Annotated in this window: 22 protein-coding genes and 1 riboswitch; of the genes, 17 read left to right on the top strand and 5 right to left on the bottom strand. The window is 61.4% G+C overall.

The genetic code is table 11. From position 1 onward, the window contains the following. Window positions 1-33 precede the first annotated feature (33 nt). Window positions 34-4206, bottom strand: coding sequence for a DEAD/DEAH box helicase (locus RM6536_RS02325; RefSeq protein WP_060823878.1), 4173 nt, complete (start codon window positions 4204-4206; stop codon window positions 34-36). On the opposite strand from RM6536_RS02325, the gene RM6536_RS02320 reads away from it, so the two are divergent. The 4 genes from RM6536_RS02320 to RM6536_RS02305 all read left to right on the top strand — a co-directional run bounded on the left by RM6536_RS02320 (window position 4186) and on the right by RM6536_RS02305 (window position 7943). Further along, window positions 4186-4416: a hypothetical protein gene (locus tag RM6536_RS02320; protein ID WP_145974230.1), complete on the top strand. Its 231-nt coding sequence runs from the start codon at window positions 4186-4188 to the stop codon at window positions 4414-4416. The genes RM6536_RS02325 and RM6536_RS02320 overlap by 21 nt on opposite strands. Window positions 4417-4472: 56 nt before the next feature. Then, window positions 4473-4607, top strand: a riboswitch (SAM riboswitch). Between the two features lie 35 nt (window positions 4608-4642). Beyond that, a complete protein-coding gene (locus RM6536_RS02315) occupies window positions 4643-4870 on the top strand; it encodes a hypothetical protein (protein ID WP_005506796.1) in 228 nt (75 codons plus the stop codon). A gap of 10 nt (window positions 4871-4880) precedes the next feature. Then, entirely contained in the window at window positions 4881-5315 is a 435-nt protein-coding gene (locus RM6536_RS02310; RefSeq protein ID WP_049341485.1) for a plasmid stabilization protein, read from the top strand. Window positions 5316-5444: 129 nt separating this feature from the next. After that, window positions 5445-7943: a DUF6350 family protein gene (locus tag RM6536_RS02305; protein ID WP_060823876.1), complete on the top strand. Its 2499-nt coding sequence runs from the start codon at window positions 5445-5447 to the stop codon at window positions 7941-7943. Here the strand turns inward: RM6536_RS02305 and RM6536_RS02300 are convergent. Then, complete coding sequence (locus RM6536_RS02300; protein WP_060823875.1) at window positions 7940-8524, bottom strand: hypothetical protein; 585 nt, start codon at window positions 8522-8524, stop codon at window positions 7940-7942. The genes RM6536_RS02305 and RM6536_RS02300 overlap by 4 nt on opposite strands. Before the next feature lie 267 nt (window positions 8525-8791). Here RM6536_RS02300 and purN point away from each other — a divergent pair, with 267 nt between their 5' ends. The 5 genes from purN to RM6536_RS02275 all read left to right on the top strand — a co-directional run bounded on the left by purN (window position 8792) and on the right by RM6536_RS02275 (window position 14749). Continuing rightward, window positions 8792-9373 carry a phosphoribosylglycinamide formyltransferase gene (gene purN / locus RM6536_RS02295; protein ID WP_060823874.1) on the top strand — a complete coding sequence of 194 codons (582 nt, stop codon included), beginning with the start codon at window positions 8792-8794 and terminating at the stop codon, window positions 9371-9373. Between the two features lie 212 nt (window positions 9374-9585). Continuing rightward, window positions 9586-11196, top strand: a complete 1611-nt coding sequence (gene purH / locus RM6536_RS02290) for a bifunctional phosphoribosylaminoimidazolecarboxamide formyltransferase/IMP cyclohydrolase (RefSeq protein WP_060823873.1) — start codon at window positions 9586-9588, stop codon at window positions 11194-11196. A gap of 322 nt (window positions 11197-11518) precedes the next feature. Continuing rightward, window positions 11519-12100: a TetR/AcrR family transcriptional regulator gene (locus RM6536_RS02285; protein ID WP_005506809.1), complete on the top strand. Its 582-nt coding sequence runs from the start codon at window positions 11519-11521 to the stop codon at window positions 12098-12100. Between the two features lie 289 nt (window positions 12101-12389). After that, on the top strand, window positions 12390-13664 hold the full coding sequence (gene glyA, locus RM6536_RS02280; RefSeq protein WP_060823872.1) for a serine hydroxymethyltransferase: 1275 nt from the start codon (window positions 12390-12392) through the stop codon (window positions 13662-13664). A 206-nt stretch (window positions 13665-13870) separates the two neighbouring features. Next, window positions 13871-14749, top strand: coding sequence for a bifunctional methylenetetrahydrofolate dehydrogenase/methenyltetrahydrofolate cyclohydrolase (locus tag RM6536_RS02275; RefSeq protein WP_005508973.1), 879 nt, complete (start codon window positions 13871-13873; stop codon window positions 14747-14749). A 117-nt stretch (window positions 14750-14866) separates the two neighbouring features. On the opposite strand, the gene RM6536_RS02270 is transcribed toward RM6536_RS02275, so the two are convergent. Beyond that, on the bottom strand, window positions 14867-15700 hold the full coding sequence (locus RM6536_RS02270) for a GntR family transcriptional regulator (RefSeq protein WP_060823871.1): 834 nt from the start codon (window positions 15698-15700) through the stop codon (window positions 14867-14869). An 80-nt stretch (window positions 15701-15780) separates the two neighbouring features. Between RM6536_RS02270 and RM6536_RS02265 the strand changes: the two genes are divergently transcribed. The 3 genes from RM6536_RS02265 (at window position 15781) to RM6536_RS02255 (ending at window position 18438) form a co-directional block, all read left to right on the top strand. Next, a complete protein-coding gene (locus tag RM6536_RS02265) occupies window positions 15781-16656 on the top strand; it encodes an exodeoxyribonuclease III (RefSeq protein ID WP_005506814.1) in 876 nt (291 codons plus the stop codon). A gap of 87 nt (window positions 16657-16743) precedes the next feature. Further along, entirely contained in the window at window positions 16744-17808 is a 1065-nt protein-coding gene (trpS, locus tag RM6536_RS02260) for a tryptophan--tRNA ligase (RefSeq protein ID WP_060823870.1), read from the top strand. 51 nt (window positions 17809-17859) lie between these two features. Continuing rightward, entirely contained in the window at window positions 17860-18438 is a 579-nt protein-coding gene (locus RM6536_RS02255; protein ID WP_060823869.1) for a 2'-5' RNA ligase family protein, read from the top strand. A gap of 134 nt (window positions 18439-18572) precedes the next feature. On the opposite strand, the gene RM6536_RS02250 is transcribed toward RM6536_RS02255, so the two are convergent. Then, complete coding sequence (locus RM6536_RS02250) at window positions 18573-19985, bottom strand: hypothetical protein (RefSeq protein WP_419865837.1); 1413 nt, start codon at window positions 19983-19985, stop codon at window positions 18573-18575. A gap of 365 nt (window positions 19986-20350) precedes the next feature. Next, window positions 20351-21460 (bottom strand): mannose-1-phosphate guanylyltransferase, encoded by a 1110-nt coding sequence (locus RM6536_RS02245; RefSeq protein WP_060824876.1) that lies wholly within the window; start codon window positions 21458-21460, stop codon window positions 20351-20353. A gap of 348 nt (window positions 21461-21808) precedes the next feature. On the opposite strand from RM6536_RS02245, the gene sdhC reads away from it, so the two are divergent. The 5 genes from sdhC (at window position 21809) to RM6536_RS02220 (ending at window position 26857) form a co-directional block, all read left to right on the top strand. Further along, complete coding sequence (sdhC, locus tag RM6536_RS02240; RefSeq protein WP_005506819.1) at window positions 21809-22267, top strand: succinate dehydrogenase, cytochrome b556 subunit; 459 nt, start codon at window positions 21809-21811, stop codon at window positions 22265-22267. A gap of 3 nt (window positions 22268-22270) precedes the next feature. Beyond that, window positions 22271-22756, top strand: coding sequence for a succinate dehydrogenase hydrophobic membrane anchor subunit (locus RM6536_RS02235; protein WP_060823867.1), 486 nt, complete (start codon window positions 22271-22273; stop codon window positions 22754-22756). 51 nt (window positions 22757-22807) lie between these two features. Continuing rightward, on the top strand, window positions 22808-24571 hold the full coding sequence (sdhA, locus tag RM6536_RS02230) for a succinate dehydrogenase flavoprotein subunit (RefSeq protein ID WP_060823866.1): 1764 nt from the start codon (window positions 22808-22810) through the stop codon (window positions 24569-24571). A 1-nt stretch (window position 24572) separates the two neighbouring features. Further along, window positions 24573-25361: a succinate dehydrogenase iron-sulfur subunit gene (locus RM6536_RS02225; RefSeq protein ID WP_005506828.1), complete on the top strand. Its 789-nt coding sequence runs from the start codon at window positions 24573-24575 to the stop codon at window positions 25359-25361. A 245-nt stretch (window positions 25362-25606) separates the two neighbouring features. After that, complete coding sequence (locus RM6536_RS02220; protein ID WP_060823865.1) at window positions 25607-26857, top strand: amidohydrolase; 1251 nt, start codon at window positions 25607-25609, stop codon at window positions 26855-26857. The last annotated feature ends 50 nt before the right edge of the window (window positions 26858-26907 follow it).

Here is a 26907-nt window from a genome sequence, read left to right as displayed (position 1 = left end):
GACTCGAAGGCTACCGCTCAGGCTGGAAGGCGGCTACCGCTCGACAGCCGGCGCGAAGAGCTCACGCACATCCTCAGCCGTCACCGCCGCGGAGGCGAACTCGCCCTCACCGACCACCGCATCGAAGAGCGCGGCCTTCGACTCCTTGAGCTGCATGACCTTCTCCTCAATCGTGCCCTCAGCGACCAGACGGTAGACGTGCACCTCCTTGTCCTGGCCGATGCGGTGAATACGGTCCACCGCCTGCTGCTCGGCGGCGGGGTTCCACCACGGATCCATGATGAACACGTGGTCCGCCTCGGTCAGGTTCAGACCGAAACCGCCAGCCTTGAGCGAAATGAGGAACACCGGCTCCTGACCGCTCGTGAACGCCTCGATGACCTCGGCGCGGTTGCGGGTCGAACCGTCCAGGTACAGGTGGCCGATGCCCTCCTCCGCCAGGCGCGCCGAAATGCTCTTGAGGTAGCCGGTGAACTGGCTGAACACCAGCACGCGGTGGCCCTTTTCGAGCAGGTCGGGTAGCTGCTGAACCAGGTAGTCGCGCTTGACCGACGACACCCCGGCGTAGGCCTCCGGGTCAATCAGCGCGGCATCAAGCGCCAGACGGCGCAGCAGGGTCAGCGACTGGAAGATCGTGAACCTGTTCTTGTCCATATCCTCCAGTAGACCCAGCACCTTCTGACGTTCACGCTGCAGATGCGTGTCATAGATGCGCCGGTGACCGGGAGCCAGCGGCAGGTTCACGCGCGTATCGTTCTTCGCCGGAAGCTCCGCCGCCACCAGCTCCTTGGTGCGGCGCAACATGAGCGGGCGGATGCGCCGGCGCAGACGAGCAGCCGTCGCCGCGGCGTGCGCAGGGTCCTCACCGGACTCCGCCGGGCGAGCGTACAGGTCACGGAACGCACGGGCGGAGGGGAACAGGCCGTCCGCCACAATCGCCAGCAACGCCCACAGCTCCATGAGGTTGTTCTCAATGGGCGTGCCGGTCATCGCGATCTTGGTGCGGGCGGGCATCGCGCGGGCAATGGACCAGGCGCGGGTGCCGGTGTTTTTGACGAATTGTGCCTCATCCAGCAGGAGCGCACCCCAGCCTTCGGGGGCGGAGAGTTCACCCGTGGATTCGTCAACGGTGCGGCCCAGCGTGCGGGCGTAGCCGGTGTACGCGTCCTCGTCCATGCGCAGCAGCGTGTAGCTGGTCAGCACCAGGTGCGCCCCTGCGATGCGCTCAGCCAGCGGGGTCTTACCGGCGGTGGTTTCGGTAATGGTCACGACCTTTGCCTCGGGCAGGAAACGTGCCGCCTCCGCCGTCCAGTTGGCGATGACGGAGGTCGGCGCAACCACGAGGAAGGGCGCGAACGGCTCGACGCTCTCACCGCACTCGGCAGCATGTTCGGATGCGGCACGCTCGGAGGCAGCACGCTCGGAGGCGGCACGATGCTCCTCGATCGCGTGGGCGAGCAGGGCGAGAGCCTGCACGGTCTTACCCAGACCCATATCGTCGGCGAGAATACCGCCCAGACGCTGCTCGTACAGGAACGACAGCCACTGGAAACCCTCCACCTGGTAGGGGCGCAGGGTCGCCTGCAGGCCGGCGGGTACCGGGCGCTGAGTGATCACCCGACGGGAAGCCTTCTGGGGTGCGGGGGAGCCCTGAGCACCCTTGTCAGAAGCCTTTTCAGAGCCCTTTTCGGCGCTCTCTTCGGCATCCTCCAGGCCCTCGACCAGCTCCAGCAGCGAACGTACCTGAGCGTCCCACCGCGCGGTCGTATGCACACTCGCCGCCAGCGACTCCAGCTCAGAGAACAGCCCCGCCTGGTGACGGTTAATGCGTAGCTCGCCGCCCGCATCGTCGAGTTCGCGAGCCTCCGCGATGAGGGTGCGCAGGGTCTTAAACTCGGGACGACGCAGTGAGAAGTAGGTGCCGTTACCGAGCAGAATACGGTCCGCCCCGCGATCTAGCGCCTCAAAAATTTGGGCGAATGGCACGGTCCAGTTGTTGACCTTCACAGCAATGCCCAGGCCGAACCAGTCGCGAGAATTGCCCTCGCTCACGGTGATTTCAATGAGCGCGTCGGTTGCCTCCACGAACTGCGGCGGAGTGCCGTTAAAACGCACCTGAACAGCGGAAACACGGCGAAGCTTCGGCAGAATCGCGCTGAGCAACTCGCGGGTCTCCCAGCCTTCGATGCGGCGCTCCTCCAGCCCGGAAAGCGCCGGGTGAGCGGCAAGAATAGCGCGCACCGAACGCAGTACGCGCGCCTCAAAACGCTCATCGCGAACCTCACCGCCCTCTTCACCGGGGTAGCCGAAAACGGGCAGGGAGTACACATCGGAGCCGGTCGTAGGATTCTGTGCGTTTGCCTCCTCTGCGCTCGCCTCGTCGGTGCCGTCCTCCGCGAAGGGGTTCAGCGGGTACTCCCAATGCCAGCTCAGCTGCGCGTCGTGGCGTACCTGCTCGTCAAAGCTGATTTCAAGCACCAGGTGCGGCGGCTTCACGCGCGGCAGCGCCAGCGCCGGATCGGGGGTCAGCGAGGGAATGGAGCGGCTGAGCGCGGGCAGGTATTCCTTCTGGAATGTGGCGCGTTCGGCGGCGGGAATGTGCACGGTTCCTGCGCTAATGAGCGATTCGGAGGCGGCATCGAGCGGCTCGACCAGGGGGATGAGCGCCAGCTCCACGCCCTCGGGCAGTTCGGGCACGGCGGGGGAGTAGCGCACCCGTTCACCCTGTGCCGGGTTGATGGTCGGGGCAGGGGGCTCAGCAGACGCTTCCCGCGCGGCCTTGTGCACGAAGGACTCGCGCCCCACTTCATCCAGTGCGCCGGGGCGCGCGGTCTTCCAGTGCACCGCCTTTGCCGCCTGCTCGTACTCCTGCTGCACCAGCCCGCCCAGGGCGAAGAATCCGGTGCGCGGGGTGCCGATGGGGTGGCAGTGCGCGGCGGGCAGCCAGAGCTGACGCAATAGTTCACCTTCGTGTCCTTCCCAGCTGAGCGCGGCTTGAAGCTGCAGGCCGGTGCTTTCTCCGGGTGTATCTTCTGCGGCGGCGGCGTGCAGGCGCACCTGTGCGGGGCTCAGCACGGCGTAGTTCACCTCGCGACCGTTGACGAGCAGGGGCAGGCCAATATCCTCCGCGCGGGCGAGCACGTCCCAGAGCAGAGTGGAGGCAGATGCGCTGATCGAAATCCAGTCGCGGTGCGAGGAATACATGTTCTGCCAGGGGCGGGCAATCGAGTAGAGTTCGGCGAAGAATCGTTCGTGTTCGGGGTAGATTTCGTGCCGCCCGACAGGTCCGCCCACGCTGGAGGCGAAGGTTTCCCAGCTGAGTCCGCCCTTGACCCAGCGCCCGGTTTTGGACGCCATGAGCGGGCGGGCAAGCAGGTTAATGCTGGGGGTTGCGCCGGGCATATTGCGGCCGCGCGCGTAGGAACCGGAGACGCTCAGCGAGAAATCCAGGGCACCGCTCACACGCATCGAATCAATGCCCGCAAGGTCTTGACGTGCGGAAAGAACGGAGGAGAGGTCGCGCCGCCAGGCAGAAATTTTAGAGGTGGCGCCATCGAGCGCTGTGGGGTCGAGCACCGTGGGGGAGGAGCCTAGCTCGTTGAGCGCAAAGCTTCCCTGCGGGTTTTTGGGCTCGGCAGTCTCCGCATCGGGTGCGGGCAGGTTCGCCGCGGTGGTGAGCGCACCGGAGGCGCGCAGTGCCGCGAGCGGGTCGGCGGCCTTCTTCGCCTCCGCAAGATCCTCGCTCTTTGAACCCGCGGATCCCTTTGCCTCAGCTGCGCCCCTCGCCACAGCAGAGGGTAAGCCGACCGGTCCGGGGTGTTCGCTGAGTGCCTTTTTCGCTACGGAGGCGCGGTCGAGCGCGGTGAGCATGAGCGCTACGGCGTGCTTGCAATCGGTGAGCACGGGGCAGGTGCAGCGGGCGGTGAAGGTTGCGGAGCCGCTGACGGCGGGGAAGAAGCGAATGGTCACTTCGTAGGGGATGATGGTGCTTCCGTTGACGAGCCCGGTGAGGGTGCTGTTGTCTTCGTCGTAGCTGTAGCGGATGACTTCGCGGTTGCGCTGGTAGGCGACACCGCGCTGGTAGGTGCGGTGCCCGGCCTGGCGAATAATCTGCGGTACGGTGACGGGAATTTCGGGGAAGGGGTTGTTGGCGCTCACCAGCTCATTATCGCGTATCGTGCGGGTTTGCGCCTTGTCGCCGGTCATGTGCTGGCGGCTGCCGAACTGGATGCCGAGCTGGTTGCAGAGCAGGCTTCCGAGGCGACTATTGAGCGGTGGTTTGGGGTGTATTTCGTATTTGTGGTGGGGGAGTTTTTAACGCATAAAAACACCGGTATTCACATAAGATATTCCGCGCAGTATCAAAAATTCACGCCATTTAAAACGTTTCCACAAGCCAAAATGCTAATAATCTAAATCTCTTTCACAAAACGCTTTACTTAACTTGAGAAAATGCTGTAAGCTAAACCCAGCTTCAAGAGTTTCGACTGATAAGCTCCGACTATGGTCGAACGCCAACCCCATGTTCACGGGTGGCTCGGATGACGAAGCGGTTTGTATTCACCACCGGAATAACCGGTGGTAATTGGTACAGACAAGAGCAACGCGAAAGGATCGCGCCACTCACGGCGCAGGTTGTCACATGTACAACGGCTCTGCAACCGAAGCAGCAATCTCTCTGAACCCCTCCCGCTCCTACCAGGAAAGCCTGCGTGCCGCAGCTGTCCCCGCGCGAGGCGGATACACCGCAGTCAGCATTGACGATTACTCCCGCATTTCTTCTAAGCGCGACGAGTTCCTGAACTTCCTTCTTCTGCCCAACCCCGAGGGCATCCCCGCTATTGAGTACGCCGGTCTGCGCGTAGCGTAGCATTAGGGGTATGAATTTCTCCGGTATGCTCCTGGACTCCGACGTTCTTGCGGAGATCCGTAAGGCGGATCCTGACCCCGCCGTGGTCGCTTTTCTGCGCCGCCGCTCGTTCCGACACATGTACATTTCTGTGCTGAGTATTGGTGAGCTGAAGGGCCTGTACCCCTACCCGGAAACCGATCGCTGGATTACCGAACTTCTTGAGCGCTTTGGCGACCACGTTATTAATGTGGATGCGCGCGTGAGCCTCGAGTGGGCTGGCCGTCAGGCGCCGCGCGGCGTGCATGCTGTGGGTCGTGATGATGCCGGTCCGCTGCCTACCGCCGCCCTGGAGGGTCTGATGGCGGCGAGCGCGAGTGCCTATGATTTGGAGCTGATTTCTTCTAAGGCGCAGGTGTACCGCGCCTGGGGTGTTCAGGCTTCCAACCCGTGGACTGAGGATTAAAACTTTGCCGGATGCGCCTCCACGCGTGCGCGTCTGTGTGCATCCCTGTGTGAATAGTTGTGAGAACCCGCTTTCGAGTGTTAATCGGAGGCGGGTTTCGCCGTTAATTCGTGGCATGATTGAAGGACGATGAAAAGCACCTCACCTATCTCTCGTTATTCCATGCCCATGCCTCTGTGGCTTCAGGGTGTTGTTGAGCTAATTGTTACTGCCCTGTTCTCTGCTGTTGCAGTGTTTGCGGCGATGTCTGCCGTGTGGGCGACCAAGGGTTTTGGCGACATGGAGTTCTCCTCCGTGGCCGCCATGTCGGCGCACCTGTGGCTTCTGATTCACGGTGTTCCCCTGGATCTTGCGGCTGCTTTTGGTGCTTCTGCCGGCACGATGACGCTGGTGCCGCTGGGTTTGAGTATTCTGCCTCTGCTGCTCTGTTATCGTTCGGGTCGTCGCTTGGCGCGCGCCTCGTATGAGGGTGAGTTTTTGATTCCGGTGCTGTCCGGTTCGGTGACCTATGCGCTGATTAGTTCGGCGATGTACGGTTGGGCGAGCCCGCATCCGCAGCCTCTTCAGGCGTTGAATGCTGCCCTGGTGCCTTTGGGTATTGTGGTGGCTGGTCTGATGTGGGGCGGCTACCGTGAGGCGCGTTCGCTCTCGCGCATGGTGGGTGTTGATACTGCGGAGCAGATTTCGCAGATGAGTCAGTATTCGCGTTGGGCGGGTTCGTATGCCTGGGCTGTGGTGCGTGCTGCGGTGGTTGCTTTTGTGGCGCTGATTGGTCTGGGTGCGGTGCTTTTGGGTATCGGTATTTTGGCGGGCTGGTCGCAGATTGTTGCCACCTACCAGGAGCTGCATGCGGGCGCTGTGGGTGATACTGCGGTGACTCTGTTGCAGCTGGGTTTCTTGCCGAACCTGGTGATTTATGCGATTGCGTGGTCGACCGGTGCCGGTTTCTCCTTTGGTGCGGGTACCTCGGTTGGTTTGACCAGTAGCGATGTTGGTACTTTGCCGATGCTTCCGATTCTGGGTGCTGTGCCCGAGTCGATGGGCACGTTCGGTCTGGTGGGTCTGCTGGTGCCGCTGACTGCCGGGGCGATTGCTGGCTGGTGGTTCTTGCGTGAGGGCGAGGACCACCTGGATGAGTGGGTTGCTCTGAAGGTTCCGTTCCGCCCGCTGTCTGCGTTGATTTCTGCCGTGGTGCTGGGCGTGATGACCGGTATTCTGACGTCGTTTGGTGCCCTGTGGCTGGGCTGGATTTCGTACGGCTCTCTGGGTATTGGTCGTTTTACGGAGGTTGGTGCTGAGCCGCTGACTTTTGCGGCGCATACCGCGTTGACGGTGGGTGCCGGCGTGACGTTCGGTATGCTGCTGAGCCGCGCTCTCGTGCCGGATAGCAGCCGTGAGCTGCCTCGTTTTGCGGATGAGCGCCCGAACCTGGGTGAGCGTCTGATGAGGTTTACTGCCTCGACCCGTGAGCGTTTTGCACAGAGCCGCGAGCGTTTTGCGGAGCGTCGTGAGCAGCGTGCCCAGGAGCGTGCGGAGCGTATGGAGCGTGAGGCTGAGGAAGCTGCGGCACGTGAGGCGGCTGAGCGTGAAGCTGCCGAGCGTGAGGCTGAGGAAGCGGCACGCGCGCAGGATTCCGAGAACGTTGTTGAGGCCGAGCAGTCCGTGGCGTCTGAGCAGTCTGTTGTGTCTGAGGTGGCGACCGGTCACGTTCCGGTGCATCCGCAGGAGCCTGTGGTTGCTGTCCCGGTGGAGGCGACCGAGCAGCTGGCGCAGCGTGCGGCGGCGGACGCTTTCGCCGAGATTGTTGCAGAGCGCGAAGTGTCGCCTGAAGAGCCTGTAGTAGCGGAACCTGCTGTGGACGTTGCTCAGGAGCCGGCTTCCGAAGAGGCTACTGCTGAAGAGAGCCTTGTTGAAAAGAGCTCTGCTGAGGAGTACGAGCCGATTGAGGCCGTTCAGCAGGTCGATTACCTGCACTCTGCCCACGCTGACTCTGCGCAGGTTGAGGATGTTGCCGAGCCTGCCTCCAGCGAGCACGCTACGTACGAACACGATGCGTATGAGCCCGCCGCGTACGCTCATGACCCCTCCGATGAGGAGACCCGCGAGCTGATTCAGGAGCCCGTCTACGAGGCTGCTGAACCTGTGGAGCGTGAGCGCACTGTCGAAGAGTCTGCAGAGCAGGCACCGCGTTCGAAGGGCCGTGCGAGCCGCATCATGGCGTACTTCGGCTTTGGCCTTGAACAGCCCGCCGCAGCTCAGGATGACGCAGCTCAGGATGACGCAGCGCAGGATGGCTCAGTTGACGCCGCCCACGCTGAGTCCGCCGCGCAGGATTCCGCTCAGGACCGTGCCAGCGACCGCGCGTACGAGCGTGCGCAGAAGCGTGAGGCGAAGAAGGCGGCTAAGGCGGCACGCAAGAAGCAGAAGAACGACCTAGAGCGTGATTTTGTGGATCGCGAGCTGGATGTCCTCTCAGCCGATCAGGCGATGAAGCGCATCTTTGAGGTGCGTAGCCAGACCGGCATCCTTCCGCTGGTGACCGATGAGGCCTCTACCGTGGAGCTGCCCCCGCTGGATGTCAGCTCCTCGAAGCCCCAGGGCTCTAGTACTCAGGGCAAGAAGAACTAACGCGCGGATGAAGAGCTAGAACTGGATGCGCCGGTGAGCTTGTCCATCGTGCCCTGGAACTTCTGGTCGCAGGTGTACATGTCGGTCTGAGTCAGCGCGGCGGCGCGGCACTCACGGTACTCCTGCGCGCCGGGCATGAAGGCAAGACCGATGCCGCCGAGCAGGGTCATAGCGCCGTAGATAATGCTGACGCCCGCGGCAATGTAGAAGAACCAGGGACCGCGGTAGACTGCGGTGCGCACGATCGCAATAATGCTCAGGGCGATGCCGGCGAGCGCGAAGAGGAAGAGCGCCAAGAAAAGCGGCATCGTGGAGAGCACGAAGGAAGACGCCGCAAAAATGACCAGCGCGGCAACGATCAGCATGAGCGAGGTGCGAATATTCGCTTTCTGCTGTTCGATGGGGTCGATGGGTTTGCGCGGCTTCTTACCCTGAGGCCCTCGAAGCTGCATGTTCTGCGGTGCCTGCTGCGGCGCTCGTGGCGGAACCTGCTGGTTCTGCGGTGCGCCGTTGTTCGGGGTGGGCTGCTGCGGCGTGTTATTCGGGTTGTTCTTCGGAGTGTTCTGCGGGGGAGTAGACATACCTATAAGGGTACCGCCCCGCCTGCCCGCGACCTATTGAGTATGCAACCTATCGAGTTCGCGACCTGTTGAGTTTGCGCCCGGTGAACCCCGGCTAGCCCCGGCGAACCCCGGTGAACCCCCATGAACTCCAGTGAACCCCGGTGAGGATTTGTCCCGCCGGGGTTTCTTTGTGCTCACCTTTGGGCTTTGGGCCTGTTGTGAACCTCTTACCCCTTTGGATAAGGGTGTGAGATGGGTTATGCTAGTCGGGTGCGAATTGTGGTTATGGTATCCGGCTCCGGAACGAATCTTCAGTCCATCCTCGACGCTGTAGCAGCGGGCGAGCTTCCCCTCGACATTGCGGCAGTGGGCGCCGACAAGCCCTGTCTGGGCATTGAGCGTGCCCAGGCGGCGGGTGTACCCACCTTCCTGGTGCAGCCCGGCGACTACGCCGACCGCCCCTCCTGGAACCGCGCGCTGGAAGAAAAGATCGCTTCCTACGACCCCGATTACATTGTGTTCGCCGGCTTCATGCGCATTGTTGACGCGCAGCTGGTCGAGCGTTTCAGCAACCGCATTATTAACACCCACCCCGCCCTGCTGCCCTCCTTCCCGGGCGCGCACGGCGTGCGTGACGCCCTGGCGCACGGTGTGAAGATTACCGGCCTGACCGTCCACTTTGTGGATGCGGGCGTTGACACCGGCCCCATCCTCGCCCAGGCGGCAGTGCCCGTTCTGGACGACGACACCGAAGAGACCCTGCACGAACGCATTAAGGTGCAGGAGCGCCGCCTGCTCGTGCAGACCATCGCATCTCTCGCTGAATCTCACGGCGCTGAATCCCGCGGCACTGCATCTGACAGCTAATTCCGCCCACTAAATTTTTCGCGGCGGATTGAGCCGAGCTCAAACCCCGCCGCCCACACACGTTCCGTTGTGGCACCCGAATACCCCTGAGGGGAAGGTGCACAGCGGCGGGGAATACCCCCACACATATCCTGTCGATCCTGGCAGGCTACGTCCATCCACCAGCTGTGCCGCCGAGAACCGGCGTGCACGTCTAAAGCATCGGAGTATTTGTGTCTCTCATTGAGCTCGATCGCGTGCCCCTGCGCCGCGCCCTCATTTCCGTCTACGACAAGACCGGTCTGGAGGAGTTCGCCCGCGGCCTGCACGAGGCTGGCGTCGCGCTGGTCTCCACCGGCTCTACCGCATCCACCATCGCGGCAGCAGGCGTACCCGTTACCGAGGTCACCGAAGTGACCGGTTTCCCCGAGTGCCTCGAAGGCCGTGTGAAGACCCTGCACCCGCGCATCCACGCCGGTATTCTGGCTGACCGTCGCAAGCAGGAGCACATCGACACCCTCGAAGAGCTGGACGTTGAGGCGTTCGACCTGGTGGTTGTGAACCTGTACCCCTTCGTTGAGACCGTTGCTTCCGGTGCCGATCAGGACGCCATTATCGAGAAGATCGACATTGGTGGCCCCTCCATGGTTCGCGCCGCCGCGAAGAACCACGACGCCGTCGCAATTGTTGTGGACCCCGCCGACTACGCGCGCACCGTTGAGGCCGCTAAGAACGGTGGCTTCTCCCTGGATGAGCGCCGCCGCCTTGCTGCTGGCGCGTTCGCCCACACCGCCGCGTACGATACCGCTGTGGCTACCTGGACCGCATCCCAGTTCCTGCAGGATGAGGACGCTAACTTCTGGCCCCCGTACGCAGGCCTGGGCTTTGAGCGTAGCGAGACCCTGCGTTACGGCGAGAACCCGCACCAGCGCGCCGCCCTGTACGCTGACCCCGCCGCAGCCCCCGGCATTGCTCAGGCGGAGCAGCTGCACGGTAAGGCGATGAGCTACAACAACTACGTTGATGCTGACGCTGCGCTGCGTGCCGCTTACGACTTTGACGAGCCGGCCGTTGCCGTTATCAAGCACAACAACCCCTGCGGTATTGCTGTGGCAACCCCCGGCGCGGCTGACCCGATTGCGGACGCTCACGCGAAGGCGCACGCATGCGACCCGCTGTCCGCATACGGTGGCGTGATTGCCGCTAACCGCCCGGTGACCGCCGCTATGGCTCAGACTGTCAAGGGTATCTTCACCGAGGTGATTGTGGCTCCCGGCTTCGAGCCCGAGGCGCTGGAGATCCTGCGCGAGAAGAAGAACCTGCGTCTGCTGGTTCTGCCCGAGGGCTTTGCCCGCGAGGCTATCGAGTACCGCCCCATTTCCGGTGGCGCACTCTTCCAGGAGGCTGACCGCCTGCAGGCTGAGGGCGACGACCCGAAGAACTGGACCCTGGTCGCCGGTGAGCCGGCTGACGAGGCAACCCTGCGCGACCTCGAGTTCGCGTGGCGTGCACTGCGTTCGCCCAAGTCCAACGCTATTCTGCTTGCCGATAACGGTGCCGCCGTGGGCATCGGCATGGGCCAGGTGAACCGCGTGGATTCCTGCAAGCTCTCGGTGGAGCGCGCGAACACTCTCGGCGGTGAAGGTAACGAGCGTGCCCGCGGTGCGGTTGCCGCATCCGATGCGTTCTTCCCCTTTGCTGACGGCCTGCAGGTGCTGCTGGATGCCGGTGTGCGTGCCGTTGTGCACCCGGGCGGTTCGATCCGCGACGAGGAAGTTATCGAGGCGGCTAAGGCTACTGGCGTGACCATGTACCTGACCGGTACCCGCCACTTCTTCCACTAAAAATATGTAGCGGGCTCAGCCTGCGCTGAGCTACCCGCTGTGAGCGGGGCATTCTAGGGTGAGCCTTCGGGTAAGCCTGGGATGCCCCGCTTTTTCGTGCTCTCTACCTGAAACATCCGTGCTGGGGCGTCTGCATTGGGACATCGGTGCTGGGGAATCTGCATGAGGATACCCGCGCTGAGACATTCACGTTGGGCATCCGTATTGTGGGCAGTCGATTTATAGAATTTTTGCTCTATTTTGCGCCGAATTTGCGCATGCAGGCGCGTCACGGGCGACCGGGATGCGCACGGATTGGCTAAAAGTTCGCTAGGATTAGGATGTGCCTAAAGTCAGCGAAGAATACAAAAAGAACAGGCGTTCTCAGATTGTAGAGACCGCCCGCGAATGCTTCATCAAGCACGGTTATCAGAAGGCTTCGATGAGCGACATTATTGCGGCCACCGGCCTGTCTGCTGGAGCAATCTATAACCACTTCTCTTCCAAGGATGAGATTATCCTGGCGGCAGCCCGCATGGACATGGCGCCTTTCGACCGCATCCGCGCCGAACAGCCCTGGGACTACGTGTTCGGGTGCCTGAAGGTGCTGGATACCCCCAAGATTCGCCGTCACCTGCTCGTCACCTGGGGCGAGGCTGTGGCAATGCCGCAGCTGGCGACCGTGGTGTCTGAACAGCTGAGCTACCTGCGCGATCAGTCCCTGGAGCGCTACCGCGCCTGGGGTGCCGCTGAGCTGGACTTCACCGAAGAGGAGCTTGAAGAATGGCTGACCGTTATCGGTGCCGCGGTGCTGTCGGTGCTGACCGGTTACGTGGTGCAGACCCAGCTGGTGGCTGGCGGTAAGAAGGAGAGCGCTCGCGAGGCGTACCTGGAGTATGCTTCCGCTATCCTGCGTCAGGCGTAGGGTGTGTAGACCCGCTTAACTGTCGCCAATCAGCCTGCCGGGGTGTGTTGTATGCCCCTAGCTGGTGTCGCGCCGACGCCGTAAAAACTTCATCGTGATGCTTTGTAAAGCCCGTTTTTCTTCTCGAAGGAAAGCGGGCTTTACGGTATTATGAGGTGTAGCTCATATTTTTTCATTCAGGGTTTTCAGCTGGAGGCGCGCGCCGCCTCCTAAAAACCGCCCGGCGTACGCCGCGGCAGCCCCGATGATGAGCGACCGAAGATAACGCAAAAACACTCCCAGGAGCGTAATGTCCGAGCAGAAGATCCTCGAGATGCCCCTCGCCGACCTCGACCCCGAGGTTGCAGAAGCCATTGAGCTGGAGCGCAAGCGCCAGCAGAACACCCTCGAGATGATTGCATCCGAGAACTTCGTCCCCCGTGCCGTCCTCGAAAGCCAGGGCTCGGTACTGACCAACAAGTACGCTGAGGGTTACCCCGGCCGCCGCTACTACGGCGGCTGCGAATTCGTCGACATCGTCGAGGACCTCGCGATTTCCCGCGTAAAGGAACTCTTCGGCGCCGAGCACGCCAACGTTCAGCCCCACTCCGGTGCGCAGGCGAACAACGCCGTCATGCACGCACTGCTGAACCCCGGCGACACCATCATGGGTCTGTCCCTGGCACACGGTGGCCACCTGACCCACGGCATGAAGCTGAACGTCTCCGGCAAGCTGTACAACGTTGTGGCGTACAGCGTGGACGAGTCCGGTCGCGTTGACATGGAGCAGGTGCGTGAACTGGCTCTTGCCGAGCGCCCCAAGCTGATTATTGCCGGCTGGTCCGCGTACCCCCGTCAGCTGGACTTCGCTGCGTTCCGTGCGATTGCTGACGAAATCGGCGCATACCTGTGGGTGGACATGGCTCACTTCGCGGGCCTGGTGGCTGCGGGTCTGCACCCGAACCCCGTCCCGCACGCGCACGTGGTCTCCTCCACCGTTCACAAGACTCTGGGCGGTCCCCGTTCCGGCTTCATCCTCTGCACCGAGGAGCTGAAGAAGAAGATTGACTCCGCAGTGTTCCCCGGTCAGCAGGGTGGCCCGCTCATGCACGTGATTGCTGCGAAGGCTACCGCGTTCAAGGTTGCCGCATCTGAAGCGTTCAAGGACCGTCAGAAGCGCACCGTTGAGGGTGCACAGATCCTGGCGAACCGCCTGCTGCAGCAGGACGTGAAGGACGCCGGCGTTGCGATTGCCTCCGGCGGTACCGATGTTCACCTGGTGCTCGTTGACCTGCGCGACCACGCTCTCAACGGCAAGGAAGCAGAGGACCTGCTGCACGAGGCCGGTATTACCGTCAACCGTAACGCTGTGCCGAACGATCCGCGCCCGCCGATGGTGACCTCCGGTCTGCGTATCGGTACCCCCGCGCTGGCAACCCGCGGCTTCGACGCTGAAGGCTTCACTGAGGTGGCCGACATCATCGCTTCCGTACTGCTGCCGAACCCGGACATCGCTGCGCTGCGTGCCCGCGTTGACGCACTGTGCGCCAAGTACCCCCTCTACCAGGGTAGCGAGAACTGGTAGACCCATGAATGACCCCGTTCGCTCACCATCCCCCGCGGGTGCTGAGCGGGCGGGGTTATTTCGCCCTGATACTTGTACCGCCCTGCCCGCTACATCCGTCGAGGGATGTCGCGGGGGAGCGGTACCTGCTAGGCACACACCCTAGAACTCAACACACAGACCGTCCGTTTCGGCGAACCCCGCCGCAACCTATGGAAGGAAAAACAATGCCCCAGATTCTAGACGGTAACGCAACCGCCGCAGCCATCAAGGAAGAGCTGAAGGAGCGCGTCGAGGCGCTCAAGGCTAAGGGTATTACCCCCGGCCTGGGTACCGTCCTGGTCGGTGACGACCCCGCATCCCGCTCGTACGTGGGCGCTAAGCACCGCGACTGTGCAGAGATTGGTATTAACTCCATTCGTGTGGACCTGCCCGGTGACATCACTCAGGAAGAGCTCGACGCAGAGATCGACAAGCTGAACAACGACCCGGCGTGCACCAGCTACATTGTGCAGCTGCCCCTGCCCAAGCACCTGGACACCAACCGCGTGCTGGAGCGCATCGCCCCCGAAAAGGACGCTGACGGCCTGCACCCGACCAACCTCGGCAAGCTCGTGCTGAACGTTTCTGAGCCGCTGGATTCCCCGCTGCCCTGCACCCCCAACGGTGTCATTGAGCTGGTCAAGCGCCACGGCATCGACTGGAACGGTAAGAACGTTGTGGTGCTCGGCCGCGGCATTACCGTGGGTCGCCCGCTGGGTCTGCTGCTGACTCGCCGCGAGGTGAACGCGACCGCAACCCTGGCGCACACCGGTACCGAGAACCTGGACGAGGTGCTGCGCGAGGCTGACGTCATTGTTGCCGCTGTGGGTGTTCCGCACGTGCTGAAGGCTCACCAGGTCAAGGACGGCGCAATCCTGCTGGACGTTGGTGTGTCCCGCGCTGAGGACCCGGAGACCGGTAAGAAGAAGCTCTTCGGTGACGTCTCCCCGGAGGCTGCGCAGAAGGCGTCCTGGGTTTCCCCGAACCCCGGCGGTGTGGGCCCGATGACCCGCGCGGAGCTGCTGGTGAACGTGGTGGAGACTGCGGAGCGTCAGGCGGCATAAGGCCCGCAACGTTTCAGAGCTGATTCAGAGCCGATAACTCAAAAGGGCGGTGCCCCGGTAGAACAATCTACCGGGGCACCGCCCTTCACACTGTCATCACACGAGAGAAGGCAGATGCTAGAGAATCATCTCGTAGAAGTAGGCGTCGGCAAGGTACAGGGTCTCTGAGTACTCGACCGGGCTACCTTCTTCGGTGTAACCGGTCGCGCAGACCTTGAATGCCGCCTCGCCCACGGGAACCTGGTGGTTGAACGCCTCGGCGTCGGCGTCGGTGAAGAGCGCTGCGCTGGTGCGTACGCGGGCGTGCTTAATGGCGTTGGGGGTGTCGGCAAGCTGGTCGAAGGAGCTCGAAGCGCCGGACATTTCCGCCATCATGGCGTCCAGGATGCTGCTTGCAGCGGCCTTCACAAAGTAGGAACGCTCAAAGCCAATGACTTCGTGGTCGGCAAGACGCAGACGGCGCACGAACAGCACCTGCTCGCCCACCGGTACGGACAGGTGGGTGGAGATCTCTTCGGTGGCGTCCATCCAGCGGGTCGCAATCATGCGGGTGGAGCCCTCAAAGCCGCGGCGGCGCATATCGTCGACGAAGGTGTCCACGCGCGGAATGTAGGTGGCGTCGGTGCGCTCGGCAACGTAGGTGCCGGAGCCCTGCACGTTGTAGAGCAGGCCGCGTTCAATCAGAACCTTCAGGGCGCTACGAACCGTCTGGCGGCTCACCCCAAAGTTCTGCTGAATCATGCGCTCGGTGGGCAGCTTATCGCCGGGCTTGCCGGGAATAATGTAGCGCTGCTCAATGTAGTGGATAACCTGCTCGTACTTCGGGCCGGGAATCGGGGGTAGCTCGTAGCGGCTCTCAGCGTTGTGAGCGGTACTTTCGGATGCGGTGGTGCCCGCAGAAGGTGAGGGGGCACCGTGGTCGGTGGTCTGTGAGGAGTGCGAATTCATCACCCAATAGTTTACCGTTCAGCCAGAGAAAAAACGCGCACGAGTGAAAATTTCTCTTCCCTCAAACTGGCATAATTAAGACTATGCATTTTTCTAACACCCCTGCACCCCGCCCGAGCGGTCTGCTTCGCGTGGCGAGCGTGAATGTGAACGGTATCCGAGCCGCCTACAAGAAGGATATGGCGGCGTGGCTGGCGAGCCGTGACATCGACATTCTCTGCCTGCAGGAGGTGCGCGCCCCCGACGCTATCGTGCGTGAGTTGCTGGACGAATCCCAGTGGCATATCCTGCACGCGGAGGCTGCCGCGAAGGGCCGCGCCGGCGTGCTGGTGGCGACCCGCCGCACCCCGAACTCAGCCGGTGAAGTCCTGGAGAACCAGCCGGTAGCGACCCGCTCGAATATTGGCGAAGAGTACTTTGACGATTCGGGCCGCTGGGTTGAGGCGGACTACGTTCTGCCCAACGGTAAGACCCTGACCGTGGTCAGCGCCTACGTTCACTCCGGTGAGGTCGGCACCCAGAAGCAGGACGATAAGTACCGCTTCCTGGAGCGCATGCTGGTGCGCATGCCTGAGCTGGCAAAGCACTCGGATCACGTGCTCATCGTGGGCGATTTGAATGTTGGCCACACCGAGCTGGACATTAAGAACTGGAAGGCTAACCAGAAGCGTGCCGGCTTCCTGCCGGAGGAACGCGCCTACTTTGACCGCTTCTTCGGCGATATCGGCTACCGCGATGTGGCTCGTGAGCTGGCGGGTCAGGTGCCCGGCCCCTACACCTGGTGGTCTTACCGCGGTAAGGCGTTCGATAATGACGCAGGCTGGCGTATCGACTACCACATGGCGACCCCGGCGCTCGCCGAAAGCGCCGTGGAGGCGGTTGTGGACCGCGCGGCAAGCTACGATGAGCGTTTCAGCGATCACGCGCCGCTCGTGGTTGACTACCGCATCGGTGAGTAAGACGCGTACTGCGCGTACAGATAAGTTTTTGAAGATGTGCTGCACCGTTCGCAGCACCGCACAGGAAGAACTGCACAGGAAATAACTATGGCAGACGAAAAGAAGCAGGATAAGTCCCTCATCCCTAACGCCTCTCAGCAGAAGGCGCGTATCTACTCGGGTGCGCAGCCGTCGGCTGATTCGATGCACCTGGGTAACTACATTGGTGCTGTGAACAACTGGGTGGCGTTGCAGGACGACCCGAATAACGAATGCCTGTTCTTTATTCCGGATATGCACGCTATCACCGTTCCTCAGGACCCCGAGGAGCTGCGTGAGCGTACCCGCCTGACCGCGGCGCAGTACATCGCCTCCGGCATTGACCCGACCCGCACCCCGCTGTTCGTGCAGTCGCACGTGCCCGAGCACGCCCAGCTGGCGTGGGTTCTGAACTGCTTCACCGGCTTTGGTGAGGCGTCCCGTATGACCCAGTTCAAGGACAAGTCCCAGAAGCAGGGCGCTGAGAACGCCTCCGTGGGTCTGTTCACCTACCCGATTCTGATGGCTGCCGACATCCTGCTCTACCAGGTGGACGGCGTGCCCGTAGGCGAGGATCAGCGTCAGCACCTGGAGCTGACCCGTAACCTGGCTCAGCGCTTCAACTCCCGTTTCGGTGAGACCTTCGTGGTGCCCGAGCCGGTGATCCTGAAGGAAACCGCTAAGATTTACGACCTGCAGGACCCGACCTCGAAGATGTCCAAGTCTGCAGCCACCGACAAGGGCCTGATCAAGCTTCTGGACACCCCGAAGGCAACCCAGAAGAAGATTAAGTCCGCCGTGACCGATGACGGCTCCGTCATCGCCTACGACCGCGAGGCTAAGCCCGGCGTCTCCAACCTGCTCTCCATCTACTCGGCAATGACCGGCGAGAGCATCGACGAGATCGTGGCACGCTACGAGGGCAAGATGTACGGCCACCTGAAGGTTGACCTTGCCGATATCGTGGTGGAGCGCCTCACCCCGGTGCGTGAGCGTACCCTCGAGCTGATGGACGACCCCGCCGAGCTGGATCGCCTGCTGGCTGTGGGCGCATCCGCTGCCCGCGAGATCGCTACGGTCACCATTGAGAACGTGTACAAGAAGGTTGGCTTCCTGCCTGCCGCCGCAATCTAGCGCGCTGTTCAGCCAGATTGGCTGAGGCGCCGCATTACCTGCACGATTGAGATGACAGCACAAGAGAACTCTTCGAGCCCCACGACGGCTCCTGTATCCCCGACCCTGAAGCCCGGTCACCGCTACCTGAGCGTTATTGCGCACGTGAGCGGTGAGAATGTTCAGCGCCTGGAAGAGTGGAAGCGCGCGGTAGCCGGTGGTGCGGTGGCACCTATCAGCACCCACGTGACCGTGTACCTGACGGAGCTGACCGAGTCTCTCCTGGCTGCGGTGCAGTCCCCCCAGTTCCGCGAGGCGCTGGATGCGCCGCGTTTTGAGGCGCGCTGGGGTTCGGTGCACTCCTTCCGCCCGGTCACCGAGGTGGAGTACCTGAACCTGGAGGCGGGCAAGGCCGAGTTCGAGCAGATTCACCAGAAGCTGGTTGAGCTATTCGGTGCCGGTGCGGCGTCCTTCCCCTATGTGCCGCACGTGACCCTGGGTCAAGGGCTTACGCAGGCGCAGGTGGCGAACGCCCGTGAGGTGTTTGACGCTCTGCCCGCCGAGCAGCGCACCTTTACCGTGGATCACCTGCACTGCTACTCCTATGACGGGCAGGACTGGGAAGAAATTCGGGTTCTGCCGCTGCGTTAGTAGCCGGCGTATAAACCTGGAATATAGCAAGAGAGATGCGACCGATAAGTTATCGGTCGCATCTCTCTTTGCGTTTTCGCTAGGTTTATCCCAGAGAGAGTTATCTCAGAGAGAGCTATCTCAGCGTGAGAGCCCTAGTGGGAGTGGCCCTCGCCGGACTCGTGGTTATGAGCCTCACCAGACTCGTGCGCGTCAGCCGAAGCCGAGGAGGAAGCAGAGCCGTGCGCCTCAGCCTCAACCGGTGCAGCGTTCGAGGAGGAGACACCCAGAATCTCGTTGGGGGTCTTCGGAAGCTCCACGCTCATCAGCTCCTTCGGCGCTGCCGGGTTCGACAGGGACACCGCAATGAGCTTCTTGGTCGCAGTGTCGGTCACGTAGGCGGTCTTACCGTCTACCCACAGTGCCGGACGCTCGTCCTGCCACGTCTCAGACTCGGTCCACGCCTCCATGAGCTGTACAGAGCCTAGCTCGGCACCGGTTGCCGGATCGAAGACGCGCAGCTTGCCGTCGGTGGTCAGCAGCAGCGCCTCACCCTTGGGGCCGCGAGCCAGCGAACGGAAGGTGTAGCTCACGCCAGAAGGCAGGGAGTAGACGGTGCGGGTTGCCGCAACGGTGTCGATAATGGAGAACTTCTCGGGGCGCTCCAGCTTGGCGTCCTTGTCGGTCTTGTAGTCCGCCAGAACGTACTGGGAATCAGCTTTGCCAGCCTGGTTACCGGAACGCGAGTACGGGTCCTGGGGGTTGGTGATCTTGGTGAACTTGCCGTCCTTGTAGATCAGCGCGCCGTCGGTGCAACCGATGGAGAACGCGCCGTCCTTGGCGATAGCTTCACCGTGAACGCCGGGGCAGGCGGGGCTCTCGGTGACGGTCTTGCCCTGCGCGTCCACAACCGCGGCACCGGTGCGGGTCTTCGAATCGCCGACCGCAACCAGGTACTGGTCGTTGGGCAGCGGGATTGCGAAGCCGTGGTGCGGCTTGGGCAGGGTGACGGTGGTGGTCTCCAGGGAGGAAGCAGTGCGCTTATCGTGGGTCAGCTTCGCCGGGTCGTACACGGCGAAGGAGCCGGTACCGTCAGCAAATGCCGCAACCTTGCCGTTGTCCTTGATGACGTGACCGGTGTGGTCAGCCGCGAGAGACAGCGAAGACAGCGACGGGGTGGTGGTGTAGTAGTGCGAGTGGTCGCCGTGCGCTACAGACCATACGCCGGTGTCCAGGAAGGTGTAGCTGTTGCCGTCTGCAACGACGAGGTGGCGGTTATCGCCAGCGTCGGAGAGGCGCAGGAAGCCTTCCTTGGGGATGTCTGCGAGCAGCTTCATATCCTTGGCGTCATAGACGAGCACGCCACCGTCGTAGGTGATGGCGACGCGGCTTGCCGGACCCTTACCTTCGGTGATGGGTGCGGGGGTTGCGCTCGCGGAGGTGGAGGCGCTGGGGCTAGTCTGTGCGTTCTGGCTGGTCTGGGCGTTCTGGGTGCCGCATGCGGTCAGGGCGAGGGCGGCTACTGCGCCGAGTGCGCCGGCGCGGGTGAGGAAAAACTTACGAGTCATGTGCATCTACTAAGGCTAACATGAGAATGGTTCTCTATAAGGGGTGGTTCTCGGTGTGTATCAGACTCTGGATGTGCAGTCTACGCGGGGTGAGTAAGGCGTGCCATCCCCTGCTTGGCCGCAGGAAACAACCTTCCACGCTCCCACTAGGGAAAAGTCTTGAATCCACCCGCGAAATGACCCAATGACCCATCGGAGCATAATCATCGGGGCATAAGAAAACCGGCTCCCTTCTGAAAAGAAGAGAACCGGTTTCTAGAGGTATCTTGTGCTCGAGCAGGATTCAAGCACTCGCGCGGGGCTAACTGCACAGGGCTAACTGTGTGGGGCTAACTGCGCGGGGCTATCTACTCAGAGCCAAAAATTTAGAGGAGGTTGTTCAGGCCTCGTGCCTTGACCTCGCCCACGGCATCCTTGACAGCCTGTGCCTTGGAGCGCGGAGCGACCAACAGAGCATCGGGGGTATCCACCACAACGATGTCGTCGAGGCCAATGATAGAGATCTTACGGTCAGTGTTCGCGACAATAATGCCGGAGCAACCGTGGTTAATGACGTTATCCTTCTCGCCGAGAATGGTCAGCTCTTCGCCACTCTTCTCGGTGTTCAGGCGTGCCACAGCGTCGAAGTCTCCAACGTCGTCCCAGCTGAAGGAACCGGGAACCATTGCGACGTCGCCTGCTGCCGCTGCGGGCTCAGCCACAGCGTAGTCAATAGCGGTCTTCGGCAGGGTCTCCCAGACTCGGTCCATAACAGCCTCGCGCTCGGGGGTGTCCCAAGCGTTAGCAATCTCCATAATGCCCGCGTACAGCTCGGGTTCGTTCGCTTCGAGGTGCTTGAGCATCAGGGCCGCCGGTGCCACGAACATGCCCGCGTTCCAGGTGTACTCACCGGAGTCCAGGTACTTCTGCGCGGTAGCGGCATCGGGCTTCTCCACGAAGGTGTCCACAGCCTGAGCGTTGGGTGCACCCTCGATGCCCAGGGGCTCGCTGGCGTGAATGTAGCCAAACGCGCTGGAGGGCTCGGTGGGGGTAATGCCGATGGTGACAATCTTGCCGGTTGCCGCGGTGACGACAGCTTCGGTCACAACACGGTGGAATTCATCCACGGGGCTGATCACATGGTCAGCTGCGAAGGAACCAATGATGGCGTCCGGTTCGCGGCGGTGGATGATAGCGCAAGCCAGGCCGATAGCTGCAGCCGAATCCTTGGGGGAGGGCTCCAGCACCAGGTCAGCGGCACGCAGTTCAGGAATCTGCTGGGTAACCGCATTGGCGTGCGAAGTGCCGGTAACCACCATGACGGAACCGTTGCTGAGGTCGATGAGACGGTCGTAGGTGTCACGCAGCAGAGAATTGCCCGACGAGGTGAGGTCGAGCAGGAATTTCGGGGCGTGCGCGCGGGACAGGGGCCACAAACGCGAGCCAACACCGCCGGCGGGAATAAGCGGGCGGAATCGAGTGAGTGCAGTATTCATCGCTTCAAGAATAGCGGGTGAATTTGTCATATATCGAATTCTTTTAGGTTTTAACAAAAAAGTGTCAGGCGGCTCTCATTTAGGCGATGTTTGAGGTTAGGTTAAGGTAAGTCCCGTACAAACACGGGGAAGTAGGCGATATCGCAATAAAAACATGCCCTAATTCCCTTTTAGAACCTGTAAAAAAACCCTAAACAGGGTGTCAGTAAGCTGTGAATTTACCTGATATCTTGGAAGTAACAGACGAACAAAAAGCAGTCGGTGAGCACACAGCTGTGCCTGGAAGCTGGGGCCTAAAAATGCGGTACCAGAACCCAGATGCTCGCCGTCGCAGCAGGAGGTTATTCAGTGTTGAATGGTTCTAAAGGAACCCTCTACCGCGGCCGCTGGGGCATGTGGTCCTGGGTTGCTCATCGCATTACCGGTATCGCGATTTTCTTCTTCCTTCTTGTACACATCCTGGATACTGCCGTCGTGCGTATCTCCCCGGAGGCCTACAATGGCGTACTGAGCCTGTACAAGAACCCCATCATGGGTCTGGGTGAGACCGCGCTTGTCGCCGCCATCGTCTACCACGCGTTCAACGGTATTCGCATTATCCTCATTGACTTCTGGGGTAAGGCAACCAACTCGCACGTGGAGCACATTCAGGCGAAGAACAAGGACGGCAACGTCGAAATCAGCCAGAAGGCAACCTATACGCACATCAAGATTCTTTGGGTTGTGCTTTTCCTCTGGGCAATCACCGTTGCTGGCTTCGCCGCACGTCACCTGCCGATCGTTTTCTCGCACATGGGAGGTCACTAAACAATGGCTACTCCGCTCAAGCCCCGCACCTATGTACCCCGTCTGCGCGATAACCGCATCGACGGCGTAAAGTACAACCGCTCCTCCTCCAAGCGCAACAACTTTGAGATGTTCGCTTGGCTCGGTATGCGCCTGTCCGGCGTCGTACTCGTCGTGCTGATTTTCGGCCACCTGTTCTCCAACCTCATGGTCGGCGACGGCATCCACGCTATCGACTTCGGCTTCGTGGGCGGCAAGTGGGCGAACCCCTTCTGGCAGGTCTGGGATCTGCTGCTGCTCTGGCTGGCTATGCTGCACGGTGCTAACGGTATCCGCGTCATCATTGACGACTACGCTGAGAAGGATCGCCTGCGTATTTGGCTGAAGGTCATCCTCTTCGCAGCATGCGCATTCGTCCTGCTGATTGGTACCCTCACCATCTTCGCGTTCGACCCCTGCCCCTCCGGCGCAGCGGCTGAACTGCTCCCCAGCTTCTGCTCGGCACGCTAACGGCGACGTATCCGAGACAAACGAAAACATCTAAAACACAGAAAGAACATCATGCAGGTACATAAGTACGATGTAGTGATCGTCGGTGCCGGCGGCGCAGGTATGCGTGCCGCCATTGAGGCCGGCCAGCGAGTTCGCACCGCGGTACTGACCAAGCTATACCCCACCCGCTCCCACACCGGTGCGGCACAGGGTGGCATGTGCGCCGCTCTGGCAAACGTTGAAGAGGACAACTGGGAGTGGCACACCTTTGACACCGTCAAGGGCGGCGACTACCTGGTTGACCAGGACGCAGCAGAAATCATGGCTAAGGAAGCTATCGACGCTGTGCTCGACCTGGAAAAGATGGGTCTTCCCTTCAACCGAACCCCCGAAGGCCGCATCGACCAGCGCCGCTTCGGCGGTCACACCCGTGATCACGGTAAGGCTGCTGTGCGCCGCGCATGCTACGCAGCTGACCGTACCGGCCACATGATTCTGCAGACCCTCTACCAGAACTGCGTTCGCCACAATGTGGAGTTCTACAACGAGTTCTACGTTCTCGACTTGATTCTGGTCAAGGACGAAGAGGGCAAGCCCCGCCCCGCCGGCGTCGTCTCCTACGACCTGGCAACCGGCGAGGTCCACGTCTTCCAGGCTAAGTCCGTGATCTTCGCATCCGGCGGCTGTGGCAAGATCTTCAAGACCACCTCCAACGCACACACCCTCACCGGTGACGGCATGGCTATCGCACTGCGTGCAGGCCTGCCCCTGGAGGACATGGAATTCGTTCAGTTCCACCCGACCGGCCTGGCTGGCCTGGGCATTCTCGTCACCGAGGGTGCTCGTGGTGAAGGTGGTATTCTCCGTAACGCTGACGGTGAGCGCTTCATGGAGCGCTACGCACCCACCATTAAGGACCTGGCACCCCGCGATATCGTGGCACGTGCAATGGCAAACGAGGTGCGCGAAGGCCGCGGCTGCGGTCCCCACAAGGACTACGTGCTGCTGGACCTGACCCACCTGGAGCCCTCCCACATCGACGAGAAGCTGCCCGATATTACCGAGTTCGCTCGTACCTACCTGGCAGTGGAACCGCACCACCAGCCCATCCCGGTGTTCCCCACCGCGCACTACGCAATGGGCGGTATCCCCACCAACAACGAGACCGAGGTCTACCGCAACAGCGAAGAGACCATCCCCGGCCTCTACGCAGCTGGTGAGGTTGCGTGTGTGTCCGTCCACGGTGCAAACCGTCTGGGCACCAACTCCCTGCTGGACATCAACGTGTTCGGTAAGCGTGCTGGCCGCAAGGCAGCAGAGTACGCAGCATCGGCTGAATTCGTGCCGGTTCCGGACGATGCAGCAGATCGCGTGCTGAACATGCTCAACGGCATCCTCGAAGGCAAGGGCACCGAGAAGGTCGGCGCTATCCGCGCAGACCTGCAGAAGGCTATGGAAGCTGACATGCAGGTGTTCCGTACCGAAGAGACCATCCGCGCAGCACTGGCAACCATCGCTAAGCTGGAAGAGCGTTACAAGAACATCTCCATCCAGGACAAGGGCAAGCGCTTCAACCTCGACCTGCTTGAGGCTGTTGAGCTCGGCTTCCTGATTGAGCTGGCAAAGGTCATGTCCGTTGGCGCACTGCACCGTAAGGAATCCCGTGGTGGTCACTACCGCGAGGACTTCCCCAAGCGTGACGATGTCAACTTCATGAAGCACTCGATGGTCTACCTCGACCCCGAATCCGAGTTTGAGGGTGTCAAGGGCCTGCGATTCGAAACCAAGCCCGTTGTCTACACCCGCTACGAGCCGAAGGAGCGTAAGTACTAAAATGGCTGAAAACGAACTCCCCGAACCGGAATCCGTCAAGCTGTTTGAGGGTATGACCGGCGGCGACTCCGACTCCATCCCCACCTACGATGTGGTCATCAAGATTCGTCGCTACAACCCGGAAGTTTCCTCCGAGGCATACTGGGATGAATTCCCGCTGACCATGTACCGCACCGACCGTGTGCTCGATGCTCTGCACAAGATCAAGTGGGAAGTGGACGGTTCCGTCTCCTTCCGCCGCTCCTGCGCACACGGCATCTGCGGCTCGGACGCAATGCGCATCAACGGCCGTAACCGCCTGGCTTGCAAGACCCTGCTGAAGGACCTTGACCTGTCCAAGCCGATTACCGTTGAGCCCATCAAGGGTCTGCCCTGCGAAAAGGACCTCATCGTTGACATGGAGCCCTTCTTCCAGGCATACCGCGAAATCATGCCGTTCTTCATCAACGACTCGAACGAGCCTGAGCGTGAGCGCCTGCAGACCATTGAGGACCGTGCACGTTTCGATGACACCACCAAGTGCATCCTGTGTGCAGCATGTACCTCGTCCTGCCCGGTCTTCTGGACCGATGGTCAGTACTTCGGCCCCTCCGCTATCGTGAACGCACACCGCTTCATTTTCGACTCGCGCGATGATGCAGGCGACCTGCGTCTGGAGATCCTCAACGACAAGGAAGGCGTATGGCGTTGCCGTACCACCTTCAACTGCACCGAGGCTTGCCCCCGTGGCATCCAGATCACCAAGGCTATTGCCGAGGTGAAGCAGGCAATCCTGAGCCGCTCGCTCTAATCGGAGCACACGGTATCAGCTGATACAGCATTGACGATTCAAGCCGTCACCCACACCGGGTGGCGGCTTGAATCGCTTTAACAGGAAAAGGACCGGCTTCAAATCGTAGGGCAGCGCATTGAACGGGGCTTCTGCGGGCGGGAGTACTCTTCACAATCTGTCATAAAGTCATAGATATTCTCGAGGGCCGTCAGAAAGGGGGAGTAGGTAGGTAAACCTCGGTGTGCGGCGTTATTCTACTGTGTATGGTTTTCGCTAATTCTCGCTACGATTTGTCCACCCCCGTCTTTGACGACTGGGTGGAGCGCATGATGGGTACCCTCGTGCAGTTCCGCCGCGAAGTGCACGCCAACCCGGAGCTTTCCTTCCGTGAGGTGGCGACCACTGAGCGCCTCATGAATCGCCTGCGAGAAGCCGGCATGAACCCCGTCGCCTGCGAAGGTACGGGCTGCTACGTCGATATTGGAAGCGGCCCCTTCGCCGTGGCTCTGCGCGCCGATATTGATGCTCTGCCCATTGTTGAGCAGACCGACCTGCCCTACGCATCCACCGTGCCCGGCGTGATGCACGCCTGCGGTCACGACATTCACCAGACCGTTATGCTCGGTGTGGCGCTGGCGCTGCACGAGCTGAACGAGAAGACCCCGCTGGGTCGTAGCGTCCGTATTCTCTTCCAGCCCGCTGAGGAGCAGCTACCCGGCGGTGCGGTACAGATGATTTCGCAGGGTCTGCTCAAGGACATTCCGCGTGCTTTTGCCCTGCACTGCGACCCGAAGGTGGACCTGGGCCAGATTGGTACCCGCATCGGTGCGATTACTAGCGCATCCGACACCGTGAAGATTCACCTGAGCGGCCACGGCGGTCATACCTCCCGCCCGCACCTGACCGAAGACCTCATCTACGCGATGAGCCAGATTGCTGTGCAGGTTCCCGCCGTGCTGACCCGCCGCACCGACGTGCGTTCGGGCGTGCTGGTCGCCTGGGGCCAGGTCAGCGCCGGCGTTGCACCCAACGCTATTCCCGCCGAGGGCTACCTGGCGGGCACCATGCGTTGCCTGGACGTTGAGGTATGGCGCCAGGCAGGTAACCTGCTGGACGAAGTGATTGAGCAGGTTGCCGTACCCTTCGGCGTGAAGGCGCGTGTGGAACACATCCGCGGCGTGCCTCCGGTCGTGAACACCGACCTGGAAACCACCATGCTTGAGAACGCGGCCCGCGCTGAGCTGGGCGAGGACTCCATCGTGCTGGTCGAGCAGTCTATGGGCGGCGAGGACTTCGCGTGGATGCTGCAGGAAGTTCCCGGATCCATGTTCCGTCTGGGTACTCGCGCCCCGGGTGACCCCACCTACGATCTGCATCAGGGGGATTACGCCCCGAGCGAGCAGGCGATTGGCATTGGTATTCGCGTCATGGCGGCAACCGCCCTGCGTGCTGTCCGTTTTGAGTTGGCGAAGGCCGCGAAGGCGGCGAACCCCATCCGCGATGAGGCACGCTAAAGAGCTTCTCGAAAGCTTATAAGCCAGGCTTGAAAGTACGACTACACAGC

The sequence above is a fragment of the Rothia mucilaginosa genome (genome assembly GCF_001548235.1).
GTDB classification, from domain to species: domain Bacteria; phylum Actinomycetota; class Actinomycetes; order Actinomycetales; family Micrococcaceae; genus Rothia; species Rothia mucilaginosa_B.
The sequence above is the reverse complement of the archived record's forward strand: the minus strand, read 5'-3'. Positions and strand labels throughout refer to the sequence as shown.

Bases quoted from the DNA above. Each gene is read 5' to 3' on its own strand.
- RM6536_RS02325 (WP_060823878.1), bottom strand. From the start codon at position 4,206: ATGACCGGCGACAAGGCGCAAACCCGCACGATACGCGATAATGAGCTG.
- RM6536_RS02315 (WP_005506796.1), top strand. From the start codon at position 4,643: ATGTACAACGGCTCTGCAACCGAAGCAGCAATCTCTCTGAACCCCTCC.
- RM6536_RS02310 (WP_049341485.1), top strand. From the start codon at position 4,881: ATGAATTTCTCCGGTATGCTCCTGGACTCCGACGTTCTTGCGGAGATC.
- RM6536_RS02305 (WP_060823876.1), top strand. From the start codon at position 5,445: ATGAAAAGCACCTCACCTATCTCTCGTTATTCCATGCCCATGCCTCTG.
- RM6536_RS02300 (WP_060823875.1), bottom strand. From the start codon at position 8,524: ATGTCTACTCCCCCGCAGAACACTCCGAAGAACAACCCGAATAACACG.
- purN (WP_060823874.1), top strand. From the start codon at position 8,792: ATGGTATCCGGCTCCGGAACGAATCTTCAGTCCATCCTCGACGCTGTA.
- glyA (WP_060823872.1), top strand. From the start codon at position 12,390: ATGTCCGAGCAGAAGATCCTCGAGATGCCCCTCGCCGACCTCGACCCC.
- RM6536_RS02275 (WP_005508973.1), top strand. From the start codon at position 13,871: ATGCCCCAGATTCTAGACGGTAACGCAACCGCCGCAGCCATCAAGGAA.
- RM6536_RS02265 (WP_005506814.1), top strand. From the start codon at position 15,781: ATGCATTTTTCTAACACCCCTGCACCCCGCCCGAGCGGTCTGCTTCGC.
- trpS (WP_060823870.1), top strand. From the start codon at position 16,744: ATGGCAGACGAAAAGAAGCAGGATAAGTCCCTCATCCCTAACGCCTCT.
- RM6536_RS02255 (WP_060823869.1), top strand. From the start codon at position 17,860: ATGACAGCACAAGAGAACTCTTCGAGCCCCACGACGGCTCCTGTATCC.
- RM6536_RS02250 (WP_419865837.1), bottom strand. From the start codon at position 19,985: ATGACTCGTAAGTTTTTCCTCACCCGCGCCGGCGCACTCGGCGCAGTA.
- RM6536_RS02245 (WP_060824876.1), bottom strand. From the start codon at position 21,460: ATGAATACTGCACTCACTCGATTCCGCCCGCTTATTCCCGCCGGCGGT.
- RM6536_RS02235 (WP_060823867.1), top strand. From the start codon at position 22,271: ATGGCTACTCCGCTCAAGCCCCGCACCTATGTACCCCGTCTGCGCGAT.
- sdhA (WP_060823866.1), top strand. From the start codon at position 22,808: ATGCAGGTACATAAGTACGATGTAGTGATCGTCGGTGCCGGCGGCGCA.
- RM6536_RS02225 (WP_005506828.1), top strand. From the start codon at position 24,573: ATGGCTGAAAACGAACTCCCCGAACCGGAATCCGTCAAGCTGTTTGAG.
- RM6536_RS02220 (WP_060823865.1), top strand. From the start codon at position 25,607: ATGGTTTTCGCTAATTCTCGCTACGATTTGTCCACCCCCGTCTTTGAC.